Raw genomic sequence first — 20,578 nt, 5'->3', positions numbered from 1 at the left:
GAAGATTTAGGAATTAATGCAGAAAATAGCATCGAGGAGCCTAAGCTCCTCGAGTAATAGTCACTATTTTAAAATCGCTTTGATTGCTGGAAGATATTTTTCCGCGTTATCAATACTACCATCATATTGATATATATCCGCCCGGTACTGCGGCTGCTGATCTTTATCAACCCAGGCTGTTTGATAGTAAAGATACACAGGAATACGGTCTGGAATATTCACATAACGCGTTGAGCCTTCTTTTAATGCCCCATCAATACGAGTCTGAGCCCAACCTGCATCACCGAGCAAAATCGTTGCTAGTTCACTGGCTTTATTCACCCGAACACAACCTGAACTGATTGCCCGCGCATTTTTATTAAACAAGCTATGATTTGGTGTGTCATGGAGATAAATCGCATCTGAACTCGGCATATTAAATTTGTAACGCCCTAAAGAGTTACTTGAGCCTGGTGCTTGGCGAATGCGATAAGGGAAATTCGCTGGTGTAATATTTTCCCAGTCGATTGAATAAGGGTCAATCTCATAAGCATCTTGCCCCCATCCTGAATAAACCGTATAGCCTTTACGGCTAAAGTAGCTTGGATCCATTTTACCTTTCGGTGCGATATCCTTGCGTGCCAAACTTGTTGGTACACTCCAAGGTGGGTTAATCACCACATTATTCAGTGCGCTGCTCATAATTGGCGTTTTACGATCCGCTCGACCCACAATCACTTTCGAATCCAAAATGATGTCGTTATTCAGATAAAAATCCAATGTGTACGCAGGGATATTCACCAAAATTCCTGTACCACTACTTTCAGGCACAATCCGTAAACGCTGAATATTCAGTGCCATCAGCCCCGCTTTTTGTTTTGGCTGCATATTGAGCCAAACGCGCGTGCCTTTACCAATCACACCATCGGCTTCTAGACCATATTGAAGCTGAAATTTTTTCACTGCGTCCACTAAGTCATCGCTATACACACGGGCATTGGCGGTGACTTTATTGATCTCTTCAGGCGGCGCGGATGCATCAACGACTTCACCTACCGCAGCGCCTTCCAACAATCCATCTCGCACTAAAATCTCACGGAGTGTAATGACATCATCGCTGGCTTGACCCGGTTTTAACGCTTTTGTACCCGTAATTTCTAGTGTATCTTCCGGCAACGCGAGCTGTTTTAGCATTTCTTTGCGCATCGGTTGATACATCGTGTGTTTCGGTGCTTGAGCCTTCACCCACTCACCCAAACGATGTTCAGATTCAGCCTCTAACCACGGTTTCATTTGTACCGCAGTCGGTGCAATAATTTTATAAGGACGGCTGGTGTATAGCCAATATTGTCCCGTTGACTCAACGGAAGACAGATATTGTAAATAACCCAACATAGCGTCGGATAAAATAGCATCTCGCCCCATTTCGCTCAGCTGGCTATTTTCCAATGAAACTAACCATTCGCTAAATTGAGGTTGGAAACCTGCTAAGGCAAGCTCAGCTAATTGCTGTTGAAACTGGCTAATTGCAGTTTCATCTTGCCATAACAATTGCATTTGCCTGTCAGCATAAATTTTTGCCAACTGGTCCGCAAACACCAATTTTGTTTCTGCTGGCAAAGATGCATTAAGCTTTTCCAAGCTCTCTTTTGCCGTGACTTTACTCACCTCTTCAGAGACAACTGATTGAGGTTGTTGAATTTCCATACTGCTTTGCTGCGTATTTTCTGCTGCGGAAAATGCAGGGAACTGCATCGCCATCAGCCCACATAATACTGAGATCTGCAGAGCTTTCACTCTTCTCTTTGCCATACATCCACCTTAAAGTTACTACATGGATAACATTATTTTTTATTATAGTGACACTATTTGATTATATTTAACTCTGAGAAGAATGTTATAGGAATTGACTAATTTTGTCTTTATTGATGAAAAAAGTTATTGAGGGAGGTGTTCCGAAATAAGCGCTATTTATAAAACAGCATGAGAAATAGAATTGTTTGCGTTTTCCACCAAAACTAAACGATATAACATATCAAATATTGACGTCTTTGATTCTTTCAATAGAGTTAATTTAATATAAGTTATATTAAATCGCAGGAATACGTCATCAATAAATAAACACTATTTTGTTAGTTAAAGGCGAATAATCACCTTTAACTAACTTTTTATCGAATATTAATACTCGGAATTGATAACAACTTCCTCGCCAAAGCGACCTGCTTTTGGCAACGGTTGGTAAGAGGAGTTTGAAGCTCGGAGAATACGAATCCCGCGAATATCTAACTCATGAGCCGCAGCAATATCCGCATCAGCATCACCATAATAGATAGTTAATTTATGGTCACGCATCCAGCTTACTTTATTATTTTTACCTGGTTCATCACCAGCAAAAATGACTGGATTCATTTTATCTGCAGGAATTCTCATACCTTCTTGCACATATTGAGTCACAGTTTCAGTTTTAGTCTGTGTACGACCTGTAATAAAGTAAACTTTATCACCACGTTCTAAGTGCATTTTAACTAAATCGATGCCCACTTGTTTTGGCATACTGAATTTATCCCACTCATTATTCATTTTTTCCCAGAATTGAGGGTTTTTTAGATAGCTAAAATCATTTGGAGAGAATTCAAGTTTTCCACGGTAAAAACCTGGGCTTGAGAATAAAACGGTGTCATCAATATCAAAACCCACCGCCATTGGCGCTTTGCCTTCTAAACTCTGTTTAATTTGCTCAACAGAGACCCAGTGAACCGGTTGTTGTGCCGCTAATTCCGCAACTGTTACCCCAGCACTGACTGTTTCTGGCATTGGAATTTTGGCTTGAGATGTTGCCGTAAAGCTCAGCGCTAATGCAATTGCACTTAACGTTAGTGTGATTTTCTTCATGTTCGATCCTTATAATAGTTTTATTTCGTGATTAACTCCTCACGGACTGCAATGATAAAAGTTTTCATTACATAAAAATGAGATTCAAATCTCATTGCGGTCATCTATTAATGATTTAAAGGGAATGAAGATAATAAAAATATAAAGATAATAAAAAAACCGACACAGTTTCCTATGTCGGTTTTATTATCTAAAAACAAAAATCAATTATTGAGGTAATGCTTGCGGAGCAGGATTATCCTGACCAAAACCTTTCAACCCAACGACGTGAACATGTTCTGTATTACCGGTCACTTTACGCACCAGTTTATATGTCGTTCCTTTCTCTGGGCTAATGTTTTCCGGCGCTGCAATGATTAGCTGCATTTCCAGTCGGTCACATAATTCGAACAGAGTCGCGATAGATTTGGCATCCAAACGCGCCGCTTCATCCAAGAACAGTAAACGACATGGAATGATATCTTTCGCACGCAGTCTGCGGGCTTCTTCTTCCCAACTCTGAACGACCATCACTAAGATAGACATCCCCGTACCGATCGCTTCACCGGTTGATAACGCACCGCTTTCCGCTTTTAACCAACCATCAGAACCACGGTTAACCTCAACATCTAACTCTAAGTAGTTACGGTAATCTAACAGTTCTTCACCAATAGTTTGCGGCAAACGCTGCCCCATATCCATCTGCGGGTTCAAGCGTTGATACAGTTTCGCCATCGCTTCAGAGAAGGTTAAACGTTGGCTAGTAAACAAGTCTTGGTGCAATTCGCTCTCTTCTGATAGCACGCTCAACAGTAAGGCGTGGCTTTCGCGAATATTCACATTCAGTCTAACCCCTTTAACCTGACCAAATGCCACCGCCTGTAAGCCTTGGTTCAGCATACGAATACGGTTTTGCTCACGCTGGATAGTTTTACGGATGATATTCGCCACGCTTTTCGAGCTAATTGCCAGTTTTTGCTCACGGGCAGTCAATTCTTCGGTCAGACGCGCTAACTCAATTTCCATCTGCTCAATCGCATCGATTGGGTCATCGGTACGAATAATATCTTGGCGAATACGCTCACGTAGATGTTGGTAAACAGCAATAAAGAACTGAATTTTACGTTCAGGATGCTTAGGATCTTCGGACATGCGCAGCACATCGCGCAGATGTTCGTTATCCGCCACCGCTAAACGCAGTGCCCCTAACGCCTTATCCGACATCGAACGTAAACTATCACCCTCGGTATAAGCCAATTCGCGGCGATGCAGACGACGCTCAACGCCATTATCTTTCACCAAGCGCATCACCGCACACCAGCCCGCTTTCGCCATCACGACTTGCTCACGGATTTGGTAATAATCTTTTTCCAGCTTACGCAGGCGTTTTTGCAGGTTATCCATTTCCGCTTCACATAACGTCAGTTGTTTTTCTAACTGGTTGATGCGGCTACGGTTTGCCATAACAGATTGATGTAATTCATCACGGCGAATGCTGGCTCGCTCTTGCGCATCTGGATCCGCTTTCACGCCCATTTCTTGCATTTCTGCTTCAAGTTCTTTCAACATTTCTTGTTTGGTGTCGAATGAACTGCGCAGCGATGCCAGAACTTGATGATATTGAGTGCTTTGCGCTTGTTGCTGACGTAATAGCTCACGGGCACGAGTTCTATCTGCTTCTGCATGTTCTAAACGCTTGCGCAGTTTTTCATTCAAGTCCGCATTTTCATTGACCATTCCCGTCGAATCACTGTAACTAAAGTGCGCGCGACGCTGTGCCACTTCCACCAAGGAAAATGCTTGTTGCTTCGCATTTTGCTGGGTATGTTTCGCCAATTCATAATCTTTACGCAGTTGATCATGTTGCTCAGGATCGCTGAGTAACACCGTCACAATCGGCTCTAATTTCGCCAGATTATTACCATGTTTATTGATGAAATGTGCCGCTTCTTCAGCTTCTGAAAGCTCTTCGCGGATCTCTTCAACGCGATCCACCAGCGTTTCATCCATCAACAAATTCACTTGAGGTAATAGACGGTTTAATGCCAGTAAGTTTTCTTTGCCTTGAGCAAACTGTTGGCGTTGTTGCTGGGTTTGCTCTTCAAATTGGTTCAATCCACGCTCTAATTCAGTACGTTTTTGATTTAATGTACGAATTTCAGCTTCAGGATCCGCTTCAAACGCAACTGAAATATGCTGACCGATAAAACGGCTAAATGCTTGGTGAGCACGCTGAATTTTTTGCACATCAAACGACAAGGTCGCATAACGCTCCGCTAATTCATCACGCTCGGCACTCAGTGACTCTAAATGACTCTCACGGGCAGCTCGACCAAATAACGGTAATTCTGGATAGCGAGAATAACGCCACTGACGCTCTGATGAACGGACTAATACTGCATTTTCAAACTCTTGAGCATCAAAAACGCTGTCATCAAATGAAGATGGATCCCCCTCGATAAAATACACATCATCAGGGCAATCTTGTAAATTTTCTAGCTGTTCACGAACCACGGCCAAATCTTGTACCACGATACCATGACGAGCCGGTCCATAAAGTGCGGAGAAGTAAGCCGCATCTTCGATGGTAATATCGTCGTAGATTTCAGATAACAGCACGCCATTAAAGCGCTCTGCCAGTGCCAGCATACGCCCATCTTCGGCACCACTTGGCTGGCTTAAACGTTCGATTTGCTTATCGAGATCACGACGCTGCGCTGCAACTTCATCACGTTCAACCGTAATTTCCCTTTCTTGCTCAAGAAGTTGCTGCATAAATTCAGTCACTTCAGTGCTATTTTCGAAAGTTTCACCCGATTGTTCATTGAGTTGAGTCAGTGCTTCTTGCGCCATAATCCACGCAGGCGCTTTAGCGGAAAGCTGGCTGATACGCTGGCGGATCTGCTCCAGTTCTTGGCGCATTTGCATGCGTTTTTCGCCGCTTTCACTAACGCCTGTACTTAACTCTTCTTGCAGAATTTCTAACTCTGTCATCAAGGCATCAAGCTCATCCGGCTCGACACTTTGGCCATAACGTTTACAGAATTCGCTCAGTAATTTTTCGGCACTACGCTGGCTATCTAAACGCTGTTGCAGTTCAGATAATTGCATACGCAGCGGCTGAACACGCTCTGCTAAATGTTGTTGCGATGACCAGTCACGCAGTAATGAACGCGCTTGTGTATACGCATCCCCACGGCTCACATCACCTAACATGATTTTCACCAGCTGATACGCCTGCTCAAACTGGCTATGAGCCGCATCCGCCACGCTCATTTTTTGCTCTAAGGTAAGCAAGGCTTCTGTAGCTTGCTGCTCTTTGGCTTCAAAGGTTTCCAGCCATTCATCCACGTTCTCAATGGTAAGATCAGGCAGCTGGCAGAGTTCACGAGCACGGTTTAAGGCATGAAGTGCTTGCTGATATTGAATCGCACGAGTTTGCTGTACATCAAGCGCTTGCTGGTAATCTGCAAGCTGGTTTTTCAGCTCATCCACTTCAATTTCAGCGGCTTGTGCACGAGAATCAAGCTCTTCGTGTTTCTCTGTGGCTTCAGCGACAACTTCGCTTTGTTCTTCAAGGCGATAAGTCAGCTCTTCAATATCGGCTTGGTAGCGGTCAATTTTTTCTTGATGGCGTAACGCAGCTTGCACCAGATTTAAGTGGTCACTTGCCGCTTGGTAGTCGGCTTCGATTTCCGTCGACGCTTCATTTTGTTCATTTAATTCACGCGCCATTTCCACACTACGAATTTGTTCAACGCGCAGTTGTTTGCGGTTGCTATACAGTTCGTTACGAGCGGCTAATGCTGCATCTAAGTGAATTCGACGTTCATTCGAGTGACGCATATAGTCCGCAGATACATAGTCTGTGGCTTCGCTGATCAAATGTTTGAATAAATCACGGTCAGATTGTGTAACGCGGATGGCTTCCAGCGTTAAACGGTTTTCACGTAATGCCGATTCCATATCTTGGAATGCTTTACGTACGCCGCTGTTTTCCGGTAATAAATAATCACGCAGTGAGCGAGTGATTGCACTGGAAATACCGCCATATAAGGAGGCTTCAATCAAACGGTAATATTTACTACGATCCCCCGCTGAACGCAGACGTTTTGGCAGTACACCCAATTCGAATAATACTGAGTGGTAGTCTGTGATCGAGTTAAATTGCTTAAATTGAATGCCTTCTTGTTTTTCTACGCGCTCTTTCAGGTCATTCAATGGAATAACTTTAGCTTGGCGCTCTTCAAACACTTCCGTTAACACTTCCGTAGGCACTGTGGCTAATGGCACGCCTTGGATCATAAACGGTTTGATATCAACTTTTTTATCGCGTCCCGCTACTTGCTGTAAGCGAACACCGACCATAACCCGTTGATGTTTAGAGTTTAAAACATCCAGCACCGCATAACAGACTCCTGGACGCAGTTTTCCGTGTAGGCCTTTATCACGGGAACCTGAAGTAGCTCCTGCTTCTGTGGTATTACGGAAATGCAGTAACGTTAAGTCAGGGATCATGGCGGTAATAAAGGCTGCCATGGTGGTGGATTTACCCGCACCATTTCCCCCTGACAGGGTGGTGACTAATTCATCAAGGTCAAAAGTACGAGCAAAAAAGCCGTTCCAGTTCACCAGCGTCAGTGAGCGAAATTTTCCGCGTTCAATCATTCTTGTTCATCCTCTTCACTGTCAGCCAGATCTTGACTCTCATCCGCTTCGTCTTCATCGCTGTCTCTTAGCGATAATTCCCCTTCAAGAGAGACCGCTTCACCATCACGGATCATGCGTAATTGTGCTTCTTGTGGATTATCGCCACTACGCACATCCGCACCAAAGCGGAATACAGATTCATTAATAATAAATTTGCTGGAGTCATTTTGCAGGAAATAGACCATACCTAAACGACGTAAACGGTTTAAGGAGGTTCTCAGTTTTTCCTGTAATTTTTGCTTATCAAGGTCTGAGCCTGTGGAGCGTTGGTTAACAAATTTCAGTAATTTGCTTTCATCGGCCAGCGACAATAATTCTTCAAACAGCTCTTGAGAGGTAAAGACCCCTTGGTTAGTTAGACGCTCAGGACTCAAATAGAGGTAACACAGAATTTTACCCACCATCATGTCCAATTCAGACAAAACAGAACGAGGAATTAAGGTGCTAGAACGGGGACGTAAATAGAAGAAGCCTTCTGGAGCCCGGATCAGTTCAACATTATAGCGAGCATAAAATTGCTCTAACGATTCCTGAAAATCCATTAAAAATGCATGATTATCAAGGTCATCAATACTAATATGGCGACCTGCACGCAGTTGGCTGTCGAGCTCAGGAAAAATAGGGTTAGCTAGTGCTTGAGCCAGTTTAACTGGCATAAATTGTTCAATATTTGTCGATGACATGTGCCTGTACCTTGGCTCCGTGATCATTAATAGCGCGCCATTCTGCCGGTAATCCCGCCAGATCAGCCTCTGCGATACCTAGTTTTACAGCCTGATCGATAATAATACGCGCGACGTCAAAATGGCGTTTCTGCGGGTATTGCGTCAGATAACTCTGTAATACGTGACCGACATCCAGCGGTTTGTTATCCGTTTTATAGAAAGCAAGTTGCGCTTCGATTAACGCCGCTAATTGGTCATTAAGTTCACTGAACTCTTCAAATTCCAAGTCAGGTGGGAGTTCCCCCATAACTTCTTGATCATGAAGTGCCAGCTCCTCATCACGCATATCAAAAAGCCTATCCGCATTGGCATAGGTGAGTGCCCAAGGGCTATCGAGGTACTGCTGTACAGATTGACGTAAACGTTGAGAAAATATACGGTTTTTATCCATATCAATCGCTGTACGGATAAATTTGTGAACATGTCGGTCATAACCAATCCATAAATCAATGGACTGCTGCCCCCAGCTCACAATACGGTCTAGCTTGTTTTGTAAATCAAAAATCAGTCGGTCAACCATTTCCGAGAACTGCGGCGCGTTCATATTCGCTTCTTGGATACGCAGTAAGTTTGCCTGTAGCTTATCGCCAGCCGCTTCTAACGTATCTTGCAATTCTCTTAATGTGCCTGACGTTTCAGAAAGTAGCTGCTCACAGTTGGCAATCGCTGCCTGCCAGTCTTGGTTTAAGAGTGCAGCAATATCATCTTTAACGCTGTTTTGTTGCTCATCCATAATTCGCTGTGACAGGTCAATACTGTCAAAAATTTCAGCGACTGAATATTTTAATGGTGCAAAAACATGGCGATGCCAATAAAACTCATCACCACCTTCTTCGGCTGATTCCGCTGCACGTTGTAGCTCTCCCGCCACAATCGATAACTGCATCGACAATCGTAATGTCGAAAATTCGCGTTGACGAATATAGTAATCACTAATGCCAATACCGAGTGGTGTTAGGCGATAAATCGCATTTCCTTCGACAATGTCGCTGGCAAAGCGGTTAAATATTTTTTGGCGAACCATGTCGTTGATGGCGTTGTTCGCTCTAACTGCCAGTGATTCGGTGGTTTGTTCGAAGCCTTTGCACACTTCTCGAAACGCATCCACCAGCTCCCCTTCACTCATTTCACCGTTAACCCGCTCACTGTTCAGCACTGCCACCGCCAGCAAAAATGCTAAGCGCTCTGCGGGTAGGGAAATCGCAAAATCATTTTTTCGTGCCCAAGACACGAGTTCAGGGACGGTCTGGGAAAAATCACTCATAAATCGTCCTTTTGGGTTTGTTTGCGTGCCATGACATGAATATATCGCCCCATACTGATATAGGGTTCTTCACGACAATATTGTTGTTCAAGCGCCAATAACGCTGGAAAGTCTTTTTGTTGTAATTGTCTACTTTGCAAATAATCATGGAACACTCTAACGCCACTTTTGCCTAAAATATCCATACCACAACCAATAAGCCACTCATCAACCTGTTGAGGGAAAAGCGGGTTCTGTGGCGATAATGAACGTTTGCGACGACGCTGGATGTGAGGAGTTGCGAGATGAAAATTACCTAAAATTGCATTACGCATCACCAAGCCATTTGCATTATAGAACATGACAGAAAATATGCCTTCCGGTCTGATGATCTCTGCCAGTTGCTCTAATGCATATTTTTGGTCGCTAATCCATTCAAGTACCGCATGAAACAAGACAAAATCAACTGGCTCATCAAGGTGTTGAGCAACATTTTGAACGGCGCAGTGAACAAAGCTGATATTCTCGCTAATTCCTTGTTCATCAGCAAGCACCGATGCCCGTTCTAACATTTCTTCGGATAAATCGCAAAGAATAACCTGATGACCCATCGCGGCTAATTGACGAGAAAAATGCCCTTCTCCACCGCCCGCATCTAATATACGTAATGTTTGGCCTTGAAAATGCGTTTCCAGTAACTGGGTAAGATCTTGCCAAACTACCGCTTCGCGAATTTTTCCTTTTGTCGTTCCATAAATATTTTTTGCAAATTTATCGACAATATCATCAAAGTTGCGGTCTGCCATCTGCGTTCCAGTTACCTATCATGAGTTATTTACAGCATATCAAAACCAAGAATTATAACAGATAATCTAGCTGTTTTTGCATAGTACTTTATTTTGTATCCGATTTATTTTACATGGCATTTTATTGCTGATGCAGCTACATTTGACCCTATTCGCTTACATTATCTTCACGACAGGCTTTCTATGTTATTTCTGCTAAAAAAATACCTTGGCTCACTGTTAATGCCGCTGCCCTTATTATTGATTATTGGGGGAATTGGGCTGATTTTATTATGGTTTACCCGCTGGCAAAAAAGTGGAAAATCCTTAGTGACATTAAGCCTTGTTATCATCGCGCTATTAGGGCTACAACCTATTTCTGATAGCTTACTAGCGCCCGTTGAAGGCCAATATGATAAACGTTATGAGCTCATCACCACGAATCCGCCTAAAGAGATAAAGTATATTGTGGTTTTGGGCGGCGGATTTACCTATAACCCAGATTGGAGTCCGAGCTCGAATTTGCTCAGTAACAGCTTGCCCCGAGTCACTGAAGGGGTACGCCTTTATCTGCAACATCCGGGTAGCAAATTGATATTTACTGGCGGTAAAGCCAGTAGCCCAATAAGTAGCGCCGAAGTTGCATCCATGGTCGCTCAATCTTTAGGGGTTCCAGCGACAGATACAATCCCGCTAACCGAACCGAAAGATACGCAAGAAGAAGCCTATGAAGTGGAAAAAATTATTGGCAAGCAGCCGTTCTTGTTAGTGACCTCAGCAAACCATTTACCCCGCGCATTGAAAATGTTTACGAGTCGTGGAATGCAGCCTTATCCAGCCCCAGCTAATCAATTGGTGATCACCAGCGACCTGAACCCTTGGGAGCGTTACATTCCTTCTGCGTTCTATTTTAGCCACAGTGAACGGGCATGGTATGAGCTCATTGGTTCAATTTGGTGGCACTTAAAACCCGATAATACCCAGCCAATTGAAGATAATCAGGCGGAATAAAATACAAAGGGGAAACTTATTTAGTTTCCCCTTGTTTTATCAGGCCATTGTTTTATCAGATCAATGTTCACACCGGAAATTATGGCTGAAATTCTTGTCTTACCAATTCGAGATCTTCTGGTGTATCCACCCCTGCGCCCGGTGCTTTTTCAGCAACCGCCACATGAATTTTCTCACCATACCAAAGCACGCGAAGCTGCTCTAGCATCTCGATTTTTTCTAATGGGCTAGCATCCCAAGCGATATAACGACGAATAAAACCAGCGCGATAAGCGTAGATTCCAATGTGACGCAAGAAAGTATCACCGATGGTCTCTTTGCTCTTTGCAAATTGGTCTCTATCCCACGGAATTGTTGCTCGAGAAAAATAGAGCGCGTAACCGTCTTTATCCATCACGACTTTCACCGCATTCGGATTAAAGGCTTCTTGTGCACTATGAATGGGGACGGCGAGTGTTCCCATATTTGCCTGACTACCTCGCAAATTATGAGCGACTTGGCGAATGATCTCAGGTGGGATCAGTGGTTCATCACCCTGCACATTGACAATAATTTCGTCATCCGAGAAGCCGTAAGTATCAATCACTTCAGCCAAACGTTCCGTGCCAGATTGATGATCAGGATTAGTCATACAAGCTTCCCCACCCGCTGCGATGACCGCTGCAGCGACATCTGGATGGTCAGTTGCAATAATGACTCGGCTAGCACCTGATTTAATCGCTTGCTCCATAACACGAACAACCATCGGTTTACCGTGAATATCTGCTAAAGGCTTACCTGGTAATCGTGTTGAAGCGTAACGCGCAGGAATAATAACGGTAAACATAAGGTTATTGTCCTTCGTCTAACGCAATCTTACGAGCTTCGTTTTCAAGTAAAACAGGAATACCGTCGCGAACAGGATATGCGAGGTGGTCATATTTGCAGATTAATTCGAGGTTTTCTTTGTTGTAACTTAGTTTGCCGTGGCAGGATGGACAAGCAACAATTTCAAGTAAACGGTGATCCATGTTTTCTCCCAAATGGATTTAAACTCACTTGGCGTCAGGATATCACATGCAGGTATCACCGTTAACTCTATTCTTGCTTATTAAGATCTCCTGCGAAGAATGAGAGGATAGTGCAGGAGAAATATTTCTGTTAAGAATTCAATTAGTAAGCGATAACGTCTCTTGCCGTTATGCCATCTGAATTACGAGTAACAGAGAACTCGACGTTTTGACCTTCAGATAAAGATTTGATTTTTTTATTCGCAATTGATTTGGTTGTTACGAAGATATCATCGCCACCATTACGAGGTGAAATAAAGCCGTAACCTTCTTTTGCGTCAAACCATTTAACTTGGCCCATATGTAATTGAAAATTCATATTAAAACTCCTTCTTGTTCCGAGAACAATTTTTTATATTTGTATCATTACTCTCTACACGTTATTCCATTTATTTTGCTGAACTATTTATTTCGATCAGTTTATTCTGACCTATTTATTCAATCCAATCTATTAACATAATTAAGAGTAATTAACTTAACCAATTTATGCATCAAATGTTTATGCATATCTTATAACGACCCAAGTGTAGGTTTCAGGCACCACACATTTACCGTGAACTTAACAGTCTATTTTGACATTATGATGACAACACGAAATAGTAGAGTAAGTAGTGTCTTGCGAGGATAAGTGACTAACTCAAGAACGGGTCGTAAAATTAAAGCTAGCAAATAATCCACTTATTAATGTATTGCAACTTGGTACATAATAAGTAGATCTGCATCACATTGCGGGTATTATTATCTGAAATTAATCCTAAAAGCAAGCAGTTTTATTTCAGATAAGCGATTTTATTTCACTTAAGATTCGTTCTTCACCTATTTTATCAAAATGCGCTTCCACAGGAAGATACCACCAATTGGTCTGTGCGAAGGAATGACATTTGACAGCATCCTTTTCAGTCATCAGTAAATTTTGATTTTTTTCTGCTAAAGGAGCGAGTTGCTGCTGGCTATAGGCTTGATGATCGGAAAACGCATGGGTATTAATGAGCGTTAATCCTTTACTTTCTAAAGAAGAGAAAAAACGAGGTGGATGACCAATTCCCGCCATCGCAACCACATTATTAAGCTCAGTGAGTGAGCATTTTTCACCTGTAATGAGGTTCACTGCCATATCCCCTTTTAGGGACATCAGTGTTTCATTTGAGTTAGGAACACCACCATTTACAATCAAAGCATTCACTGTTTTTAATCGCCCTGCACGTTCACGCATTGGCCCCGCAGGTAACCACCAGCCATTACCAAAACGACGCTGCCCATCAATGACAACGATTTCATAGTCACGTTGCAATGCATAATGCTGTAAACCATCGTCTGTCACAATAATATCTAATTGAAAATTATCGAGTAATGCTTTAATTGCATCACTGCGTTTTGGGGCTACTGCAACAGGCACATGCGTACGATGATAAATCAAAACAGGCTCATCTCCTGCAACTTCCGTCGTTGTATTTTGATCGAGAACTAGCGGATAGTGGTCAGACTGGCCACCATATCCTCGGGATACAACCCCAACACGAACACCTTGTTTAATCAGCGATTCAACTAACCAAATAACCACAGGGGTTTTTCCATTTCCCCCTGCAGTTAAATTCCCCACTACCACAACAGGTACAGGAGCTTTCCATGAGCGAAGTAACCCGGTTTTATAGCCGATATGGCGTACTAGCGTTATCACTCCATACAGAAAAGATAACGGAAGCAACAAAATATAGAGCCATGATTTACCGGACCAAATTCGCTCAATCATTCTTAAATTGGATCCTATGTAATTGTGCGTATGCCCCATTTTGGGCTAATAGGGTTGAGTGGTCACCACGCTCAATGATATGCCCATCTTGTACAACCAAAATTTGATCCGCATTCTCAATAGTAGATAAACGGTGAGCAATCACAAGCGAAGTTCTGTTCTTCTGTAATTCATCTAACGCGGCTTGAATTGCTCGTTCTGATTCCGTATCTAAAGCTGATGTCGCTTCATCTAAAATCAAGATTGGTGCATCACGTAATAATGCACGAGCAATCGCAATACGTTGGCGCTGACCACCTGAAAGCATCACACCGTTTTCACCAATCATAGTATCTAAGCCTTTATCCAATTTTTGGATAAAGTCCATGGCGTATGCCATTTCTGCTGCTTTTTCAATTTCTGCTCGGCTATATCGCCCATCTGTGGCATAGGCAATATTATTTGCAACAGTATCATTGAATAAATAGACATGCTGAGATACGAGAGCAACTTGGCTGCGTAAAGATTCTAGGGTGTAATCACGAATATCATGCCCATCAATACGAATACTACCCTTATCAATGTCATAGAAGCGGGTAATTAAGTTAGCGATCGTAGATTTACCTGAACCCGAGCGCCCAACTAAAGCAACTGATTTGCCTGCTGGCAGCGTAAAAGAAACATCCTCTAGTGCAGGGTGCTCTTTGGTTTGATAAGTAAATGTGACAGAATCAAATTCAATATCACCCTTCACTTGAGCCAGAACTTTCGTTCCTTCATCTTTCTCTTTTTCAGTATCTAAAATCGCAAATAACGTTTGGCATGCTGCCATTCCACGTTGGAATTGCGCATTCACGTTAGTTAGAGACTTAAGTGGACGCATTAACGCAAACATAGACGAGAAAACAACACCAATCGTACCTGGTGATAATTGCTCTTTGATTTCAGGGAAACTTGCTGCGTACAAGACAAACGCTAATGCAAAAGATGCAATCATCTGAACAATAGGATCAGAAATAGCTGAGGCGCTAACCATCTTCATATTTTGACGGCGCATATTATTGCTGACTTTATCAAAGCGTTCAGTTTCGACTTTCTGCCCACCAAAAATGAGCACTTCTTTATGCCCTTTAAGCATCTGCTCAGCACTCGTCGTCACATGCCCCATACCCGTTTGCATATTTTTACTAATTTTACGAAAACGCTTAGAAACCATACGAATGGTGATAGAGACGACGGGCGCAATGGCAATCAAAATCAAAGACAATTGCCAACTGTTATAAAACATAATACCAAATAATGCGATGATATAAGTGCCTTCGCGAATAATGGTAATCAGAGCACCGGAAGCCGAAGATGCGACCTGCTCTGAATCATAGGTAATACGCGATAATAAAGTCCCGGTAGATTGCTGGTCAAAATAACTCACCGGCATTCCCATCATATGACCAAATAATTTGCGGCGTATACTCATCACTACTTTTCCTGACACCCAAGAAACGCAGTATGTGGAGACGAAACTTGAAGATCCACGCACGACCATCAAGCCCAAAATTGCCAGCGGTAGCCACTTCAATGTGTCATTATCCGCCTTACCAAAACCGTCATCTAATAATGGTTTAAGTAAAGAAATCATAAACGCATCACCTGCGGCGTTGATGATAAGAGCAATTGCTGCAACAATTAACCCAATTTTAAAAGGCGCAATGGTTGGCCATAGGCGCTTAAATGTTTGCTTTGTCGATAGGTCTTGATCATTCATGCTTTTATTACCAGACTTAATGTAAGCGCACTATTCTACAAGGGAAATTGGCGATCACCAAACCACAGATGATACCAACGTGGATTAATTTCTTTTCTGTAACGCAAAATTTCCATTCTTTCTTTTTTAAAACATATTGTTACCTGACCTTCCTTCGCCGTATTTAACCACTGAATATTCTTTTTAGCATAGCGCAAATAGACTTTATCCGATGGTATTTTCCATGGGCTATACCTCGCAGAGGAAACTAATGCCAACGTTGGCTGTACTTTTCGTATAAATAACGGTGTTGAAGATGTATTACTCCCATGATGAGGAACAAATAAAATATCTGCTTTGAGCTGCCCATCAATTTGTAATGCTAACCTTTTCTCACCTTGCTTTTCCAAATCGCCCGTGAGTAATAGTCGTCGATACCCATCACTGACCTGAATCACGCAAGAATCATTATTGTGCGATATCTCAGCTAATTTCTCTGGCCACAATACTTCGAACCTCAACATCCCCCATTGCCAACGCTGCCCTTGATAACAAGGAAGATGCTTGGGTTGACCAAAGCTGCTACGTAGACTTAACCATGGATATGCTTCAATTAAATCAGAGATACCACCAGTATGGTCAAGGTGATTATGGCTTAAAATTGCGTCGATAGGCGTGATTTGATGATGCCTTAAAAAAGGAGTGATTTGCCGTTTAGCGTTGCTTTCATTATTCCAACGGTTCCCCGTGTCATATAAAACCGCTTGTTGATTTTGCATCATAACCACGGCAAGCCCATGACCGATATCCAACATGGTTAAGCACCAATCATGCTCTTCGTGCTGGCTTTGACTCTTAGTGAAAAATAATAAAAAACCAATGCAACTTAATAAACCAAGATAATTTTTATACCAACCAAATAAGATAATAAAAACAAATACCCAACAAAAAAACACGGTGTAAATAGACATTGTGTTAATTTCAGTCCAAAACCCGCTTAAATATGTCAGCGGTCTTAGCCCAAACTCGAGAATATTATCAATTAGCCCGAAAGCGACATTATGCCAAGAGCTCAGAGGCAACAATAGCGCGCTAAAAATAACGGGCACTACTCCCCAAGTAATAAGAGGCACAAACCATAAATTTGCAAATACGCTCATCACATTAATACCGTTAAACAGCAATACTTGAATAGGTATTAGTAAAATCAATAAACCAATTTGCAGGTGAATTAGTGGCACTATTTTTCCCATGATTGGATGGCAGCTCAATCTAGATGAAATGGGAAAAACACGAAACCAATACAAGATAGCTAATACAGCAAAGCTTGATAACCAAAAGCTATCAGAAAGGATGGCAAGCGGATCAAACAATAAAATCCCAGCAATACTCCATAACGCCCATTGCCACGGGAAACAGAAAAATGGCTGCTTACGAACATAAATCCAGAGTAGCAATGCAAATACAGCTCGAGTTGCAGGGATCGCAAAATTCGACAACCAAGCATAGAGTAAGGCAAATATAACGCCTAAAAATAACGGTAAATTCTCGCCTATCCATTTGACGGGTAGAAAAAATTGCAATAAGCGAGCGCATAAGTAACCAATTAGATAAGCGATTCCAATGTGTAATCCAGAAATTGCGATCAAGTGTGTCAGCCCTGTTGATTGCAATAACTGAGTATGTTCGATAGAAAGCCTTCCTCTTTCCCCAAACATTAATGCATAAATAATTCCATGATTTTGCCGTGTCAAAAGTGTTTCGCTGAACTGGTCGATAATTTTTTGCCGTAGAGAACATTGCTGGCCTACTTGTACTGCTTGTTTGACTTTTAGTGTACCGATGACTCGTTGAGCAATGAAATGCCTTTGCAGATCAAATCCGCCCTCATTCAGAGAAGCATGAACTGGATTTAGCTTGCCAACGACCCGCCATTGCTGCCCTGCACACATTTTTTCATGCTTATTTTGTTTTAAATTCCATGATGCATAAAGCGGAGGAAAAATTCGTGCTCCATCGACTCTGTCTATCCTTACTCTCTTTTTAGCATCATCTTGATTGAGTGGAATACTAACAATCGTAATATCCCATTGCCGATGAGAACTACTTAGAAAATCGATTTTTTTCCGTACTTCAACACCATGCCAGCAAGCCCAAAGAAATCCCATTCCCACTAATGCCAAAAATAGAACGCACTTATTACGCCAAATAATAACCAGCGCGGCTAGCAGAATAATACCTGCCACTAAATAGTGACTATCATCAGGAAGATTTGGCAAGAAAAGTAGCGGAAGCGTACCGATAGTCAGTGCAATAGCAGCTTCTGTATAAGAGAGTCTATCTTGATAGTGACGGCTAAATTTTCCCATCGTCCTAAAACCTACCTACAATTATTCCTGTGTAGATAAGTTAAAAGCATCCAAAGTGATTCCATAACCTTATAATTAGAGAATTTAACGCGTTATTCCAAAACTATGTGTAATGCAAAAGAATTAAAAGTTGAGCTGCGAAGCGCTTCGCAAAAATAGTCTTAAGTAATTTATTTAATAAGATATTTAAAGGTAATTTAGGGAAAGCTGAAGGGTAAATTGCAGACATAAAAAAACAGCGCTATATCAATATAAGCGCTGTTTTATAGTAATAATTAAGATTTACAGTCGATTATTGACCGTAAATATTTACACGGTCGCGTAACTCTTTACCTGGTTTGAAGTGGGGAACGTATTTACCTTCCAGTTCCACTTTATCACCTGTTTTTGGGTTACGGCCAACGCGTGGAGCACGGTAGTGAAGAGAAAAACTGCCGAATCCACGGACTTCAATACGCTCGCCTTCAGCTAACGTATCAGCCATATGCTCAAGTATTTCCTTTACAGCTTCCTCAACGGTTTTCGCTGAAAGATGAGACTGCTGGCTAGCCAGTCTTTCAATTAATTCAGACTTGGTCATAGTACCTCCCTAAACTACCGATACAAAGGGGTAACCGAAGTTACCCCCACTTAATTATTCGCCTTTAGCTGCTTTGAAAGCTTCAGCCATTGCATTGTTGCCGAATGCAGTATCTTCTTGCTTGTTCACAGCTGCGACAGCGTCTTTCTCATCAGCTTCGTCTTTAGCGCGAACAGACAGGTTGATTACACGGTTTTTACGGTCAACACCAGTGTATTTAGCTTCAACATCATCACCAACGTTCAGAACCAGAGTTGCATCTTCAACACGGTCACGTGAAGCTTCTGATGCACGCAGGTAACCTTCAACGCCCAGAGTCAGCTCTACAGTTGCACCTTTAGCATCAACTGCGATTACTTTACCAGTAACGATTGCGCCTTTCTTAGTTGCTGCCAGGTAGTTGTTGAATGGATCTTCAGCTAACTGTTTAACGCCCAGAGAGATACGCTCACGTTCTGCGTCGACTTGCAGAACAACAGCTGCGATTTCGTCGCCTTTTTTGTAGTCACGAACTGCTTCTTCGCCTGCAACGTTCCAGGAGATGTCAGACAGGTGAACCAGGCCATCGATGCCGCCGTCCAGACCAATGAAGATACCGAAGTCAGTGATTGACTTGATCTTGCCTTCAACACGGTCGCCTTTGTTGTGAGTCTCAGCGAATTGCTGCCATGGGTTAGATTTACACTGTTTCAGGCCTAAGGAGATACGACGACGTTCTTCATCGATATCCAGAACCATAACTTCAACAACATCACCAACGTTAACAACTTTAGATGGGTGGATGTTTTTGTTAGTCCAATCCATTTCTGAAACGTGAACCAGACCTTCAACGCCTTCTTCGATTTCTACAAAGCAACCGTAGTCAGTCAGGTTAGTAACGCGACCAGTCAGTTTAGTACCTTCTGGGTAACGTTTAGCGATTGCGACCCAAGGATCTTCGCCCAGTTGTTTCAGACCCAGAGAAACACGAGTGCGCTCACGGTCGAATTTCAGAACTTTAACATTGATTTCATCACCAACGTTGACGATTTCGCTTGGGTGTTTAACACGTTTCCAAGCCATGTCAGTGATGTGCAGCAGGCCGTCAACACCGCCCAGATCAACGAATGCACCGTAGTCAGTAAGGTTCTTAACGATACCTTTAACTTCCATGCCTTCTTGCAGATTTTCCAGCAGTTGATCGCGCTCAGCGCTGCTTTCAGATTCAATTACAGCACGACGAGAAACAACAACGTTGTTGCGTTTCTGATCCAGCTTGATTACTTTGAACTCAAGATCTTTGCCTTCCAAGTGAGTAGTATCACGAACTGGGCGTACATCTACCAGTGAACCTGGTAAGAACGCACGAATGCCGTTCAGTTCTACAGTGAAACCACCTTTAACTTTACCGTTGATAACACCAGTTACAGTTTCAGCTTCTTCGTAAGCTTTTTCCAGCGTCAGCCATGCTTCATGACGTTTCGCTTTCTCACGAGAAAGGATAGTTTCACCGAAACCATCTTCTACTGCATCCAGAGCTACATCGACTTCGTCGCCAACTTGGATTTCCAGCTCACCCTGAGCATTTTTGAACTGTTCTACTGGGATAGCAGATTCTGATTTAAGACCTGCGTCTACCAGTACTACGTCTTTATCGATAGCAACTACTGTACCGCGTACAATAGAACCAGGACGAGTTTCAATATTCTGCAGGGATTCTTCAAAGAGTTGAGCAAAAGATTCAGTCATATTAATGATCTTCAAGTGTCTTATATTAACGTCCATCTAGCATCCCGCCAAATGGGGT

General features: G+C 42.6%; 15 protein-coding genes. 1 reads left to right on the top strand and 14 read right to left on the bottom strand.

Going from position 1 to position 20,578, the window contains the following annotated elements:
• Positions 1-63 precede the first annotated feature (63 nt).
• From ldtD to cmoM, 6 genes are all read right to left on the bottom strand, one after another.
• Positions 64-1,791 (bottom strand): L,D-transpeptidase, encoded by a 1,728-nt coding sequence (gene ldtD, locus LDO73_RS05880; RefSeq protein ID WP_224060602.1) that lies wholly within the window; start codon positions 1,789-1,791, stop codon positions 64-66.
• Between the two features lie 366 nt (positions 1,792-2,157).
• Complete coding sequence (aphA, locus tag LDO73_RS05875) at positions 2,158-2,871, bottom strand: acid phosphatase AphA (protein WP_224060601.1); 714 nt, start codon at positions 2,869-2,871, stop codon at positions 2,158-2,160.
• Between the two features lie 207 nt (positions 2,872-3,078).
• Positions 3,079-7,518, bottom strand: a complete 4,440-nt coding sequence (gene mukB, locus LDO73_RS05870) for a chromosome partition protein MukB (RefSeq protein ID WP_224060600.1) — start codon at positions 7,516-7,518, stop codon at positions 3,079-3,081.
• Positions 7,515-8,243, bottom strand: coding sequence for a chromosome partition protein MukE (gene mukE, locus LDO73_RS05865; RefSeq protein ID WP_224060599.1), 729 nt, complete (start codon positions 8,241-8,243; stop codon positions 7,515-7,517). The genes mukB and mukE overlap by 4 nt, the downstream gene beginning before the upstream one ends.
• A complete protein-coding gene (gene mukF / locus LDO73_RS05860) occupies positions 8,224-9,549 on the bottom strand; it encodes a chromosome partition protein MukF (protein ID WP_132494492.1) in 1,326 nt (441 codons plus the stop codon). The genes mukE and mukF overlap by 20 nt, the downstream gene beginning before the upstream one ends.
• Positions 9,546-10,334, bottom strand: a complete 789-nt coding sequence (gene cmoM, locus LDO73_RS05855) for a tRNA uridine 5-oxyacetic acid(34) methyltransferase CmoM (RefSeq protein WP_224060598.1) — start codon at positions 10,332-10,334, stop codon at positions 9,546-9,548. The genes mukF and cmoM overlap by 4 nt, the downstream gene beginning before the upstream one ends.
• Positions 10,335-10,517: 183 nt before the next feature.
• Here cmoM and elyC point away from each other — a divergent pair, with 183 nt between their 5' ends.
• Positions 10,518-11,324, top strand: coding sequence for an envelope biogenesis factor ElyC (elyC, locus tag LDO73_RS05850; protein ID WP_224060597.1), 807 nt, complete (start codon positions 10,518-10,520; stop codon positions 11,322-11,324).
• 79 nt (positions 11,325-11,403) lie between these two features.
• Here the strand turns inward: elyC and kdsB are convergent, their stop codons facing one another.
• From kdsB to rpsA, 8 genes are all read right to left on the bottom strand, one after another.
• A complete protein-coding gene (gene kdsB / locus LDO73_RS05845) occupies positions 11,404-12,150 on the bottom strand; it encodes a 3-deoxy-manno-octulosonate cytidylyltransferase (protein ID WP_224060596.1) in 747 nt (248 codons plus the stop codon).
• Positions 12,151-12,154: 4 nt separating this feature from the next.
• On the bottom strand, positions 12,155-12,334 hold the full coding sequence (locus LDO73_RS05840) for a Trm112 family protein (protein WP_224060595.1): 180 nt from the start codon (positions 12,332-12,334) through the stop codon (positions 12,155-12,157).
• Between the two features lie 142 nt (positions 12,335-12,476).
• A complete protein-coding gene (locus LDO73_RS05835; RefSeq protein WP_036951758.1) occupies positions 12,477-12,692 on the bottom strand; it encodes a cold-shock protein in 216 nt (71 codons plus the stop codon).
• 456 nt (positions 12,693-13,148) lie between these two features.
• Entirely contained in the window at positions 13,149-14,123 is a 975-nt protein-coding gene (gene lpxK, locus LDO73_RS05830; RefSeq protein ID WP_224060594.1) for a tetraacyldisaccharide 4'-kinase, read from the bottom strand.
• On the bottom strand, positions 14,116-15,864 hold the full coding sequence (gene msbA / locus LDO73_RS05825; RefSeq protein ID WP_224060593.1) for a lipid A ABC transporter ATP-binding protein/permease MsbA: 1,749 nt from the start codon (positions 15,862-15,864) through the stop codon (positions 14,116-14,118). Before msbA ends, lpxK begins: the two co-directional genes overlap by 8 nt.
• A 35-nt stretch (positions 15,865-15,899) precedes the next feature.
• The gene (locus LDO73_RS05820) at positions 15,900-18,212 is read right to left on the bottom strand and encodes a DNA internalization-related competence protein ComEC/Rec2 (RefSeq protein ID WP_224060592.1); all 2,313 of its coding nucleotides are present in this window, start codon (positions 18,210-18,212) and stop codon (positions 15,900-15,902) included.
• A gap of 292 nt (positions 18,213-18,504) precedes the next feature.
• On the bottom strand, positions 18,505-18,792 hold the full coding sequence (gene ihfB / locus LDO73_RS05815) for an integration host factor subunit beta (protein WP_006657810.1): 288 nt from the start codon (positions 18,790-18,792) through the stop codon (positions 18,505-18,507).
• A gap of 54 nt (positions 18,793-18,846) precedes the next feature.
• Complete coding sequence (gene rpsA, locus LDO73_RS05810) at positions 18,847-20,520, bottom strand: 30S ribosomal protein S1 (protein WP_224060591.1); 1,674 nt, start codon at positions 20,518-20,520, stop codon at positions 18,847-18,849.
• Positions 20,521-20,578: the final 58 nt, after the last annotated feature.

Origin of the sequence: Providencia alcalifaciens, from assembly GCF_915403165.1 — a bacterium.
Classification (GTDB): domain Bacteria; phylum Pseudomonadota; class Gammaproteobacteria; order Enterobacterales; family Enterobacteriaceae; genus Providencia; species Providencia alcalifaciens_C.
Note: the sequence above shows the minus strand (reverse complement) of the source record. Positions and strands in the feature narration are given on the sequence as shown.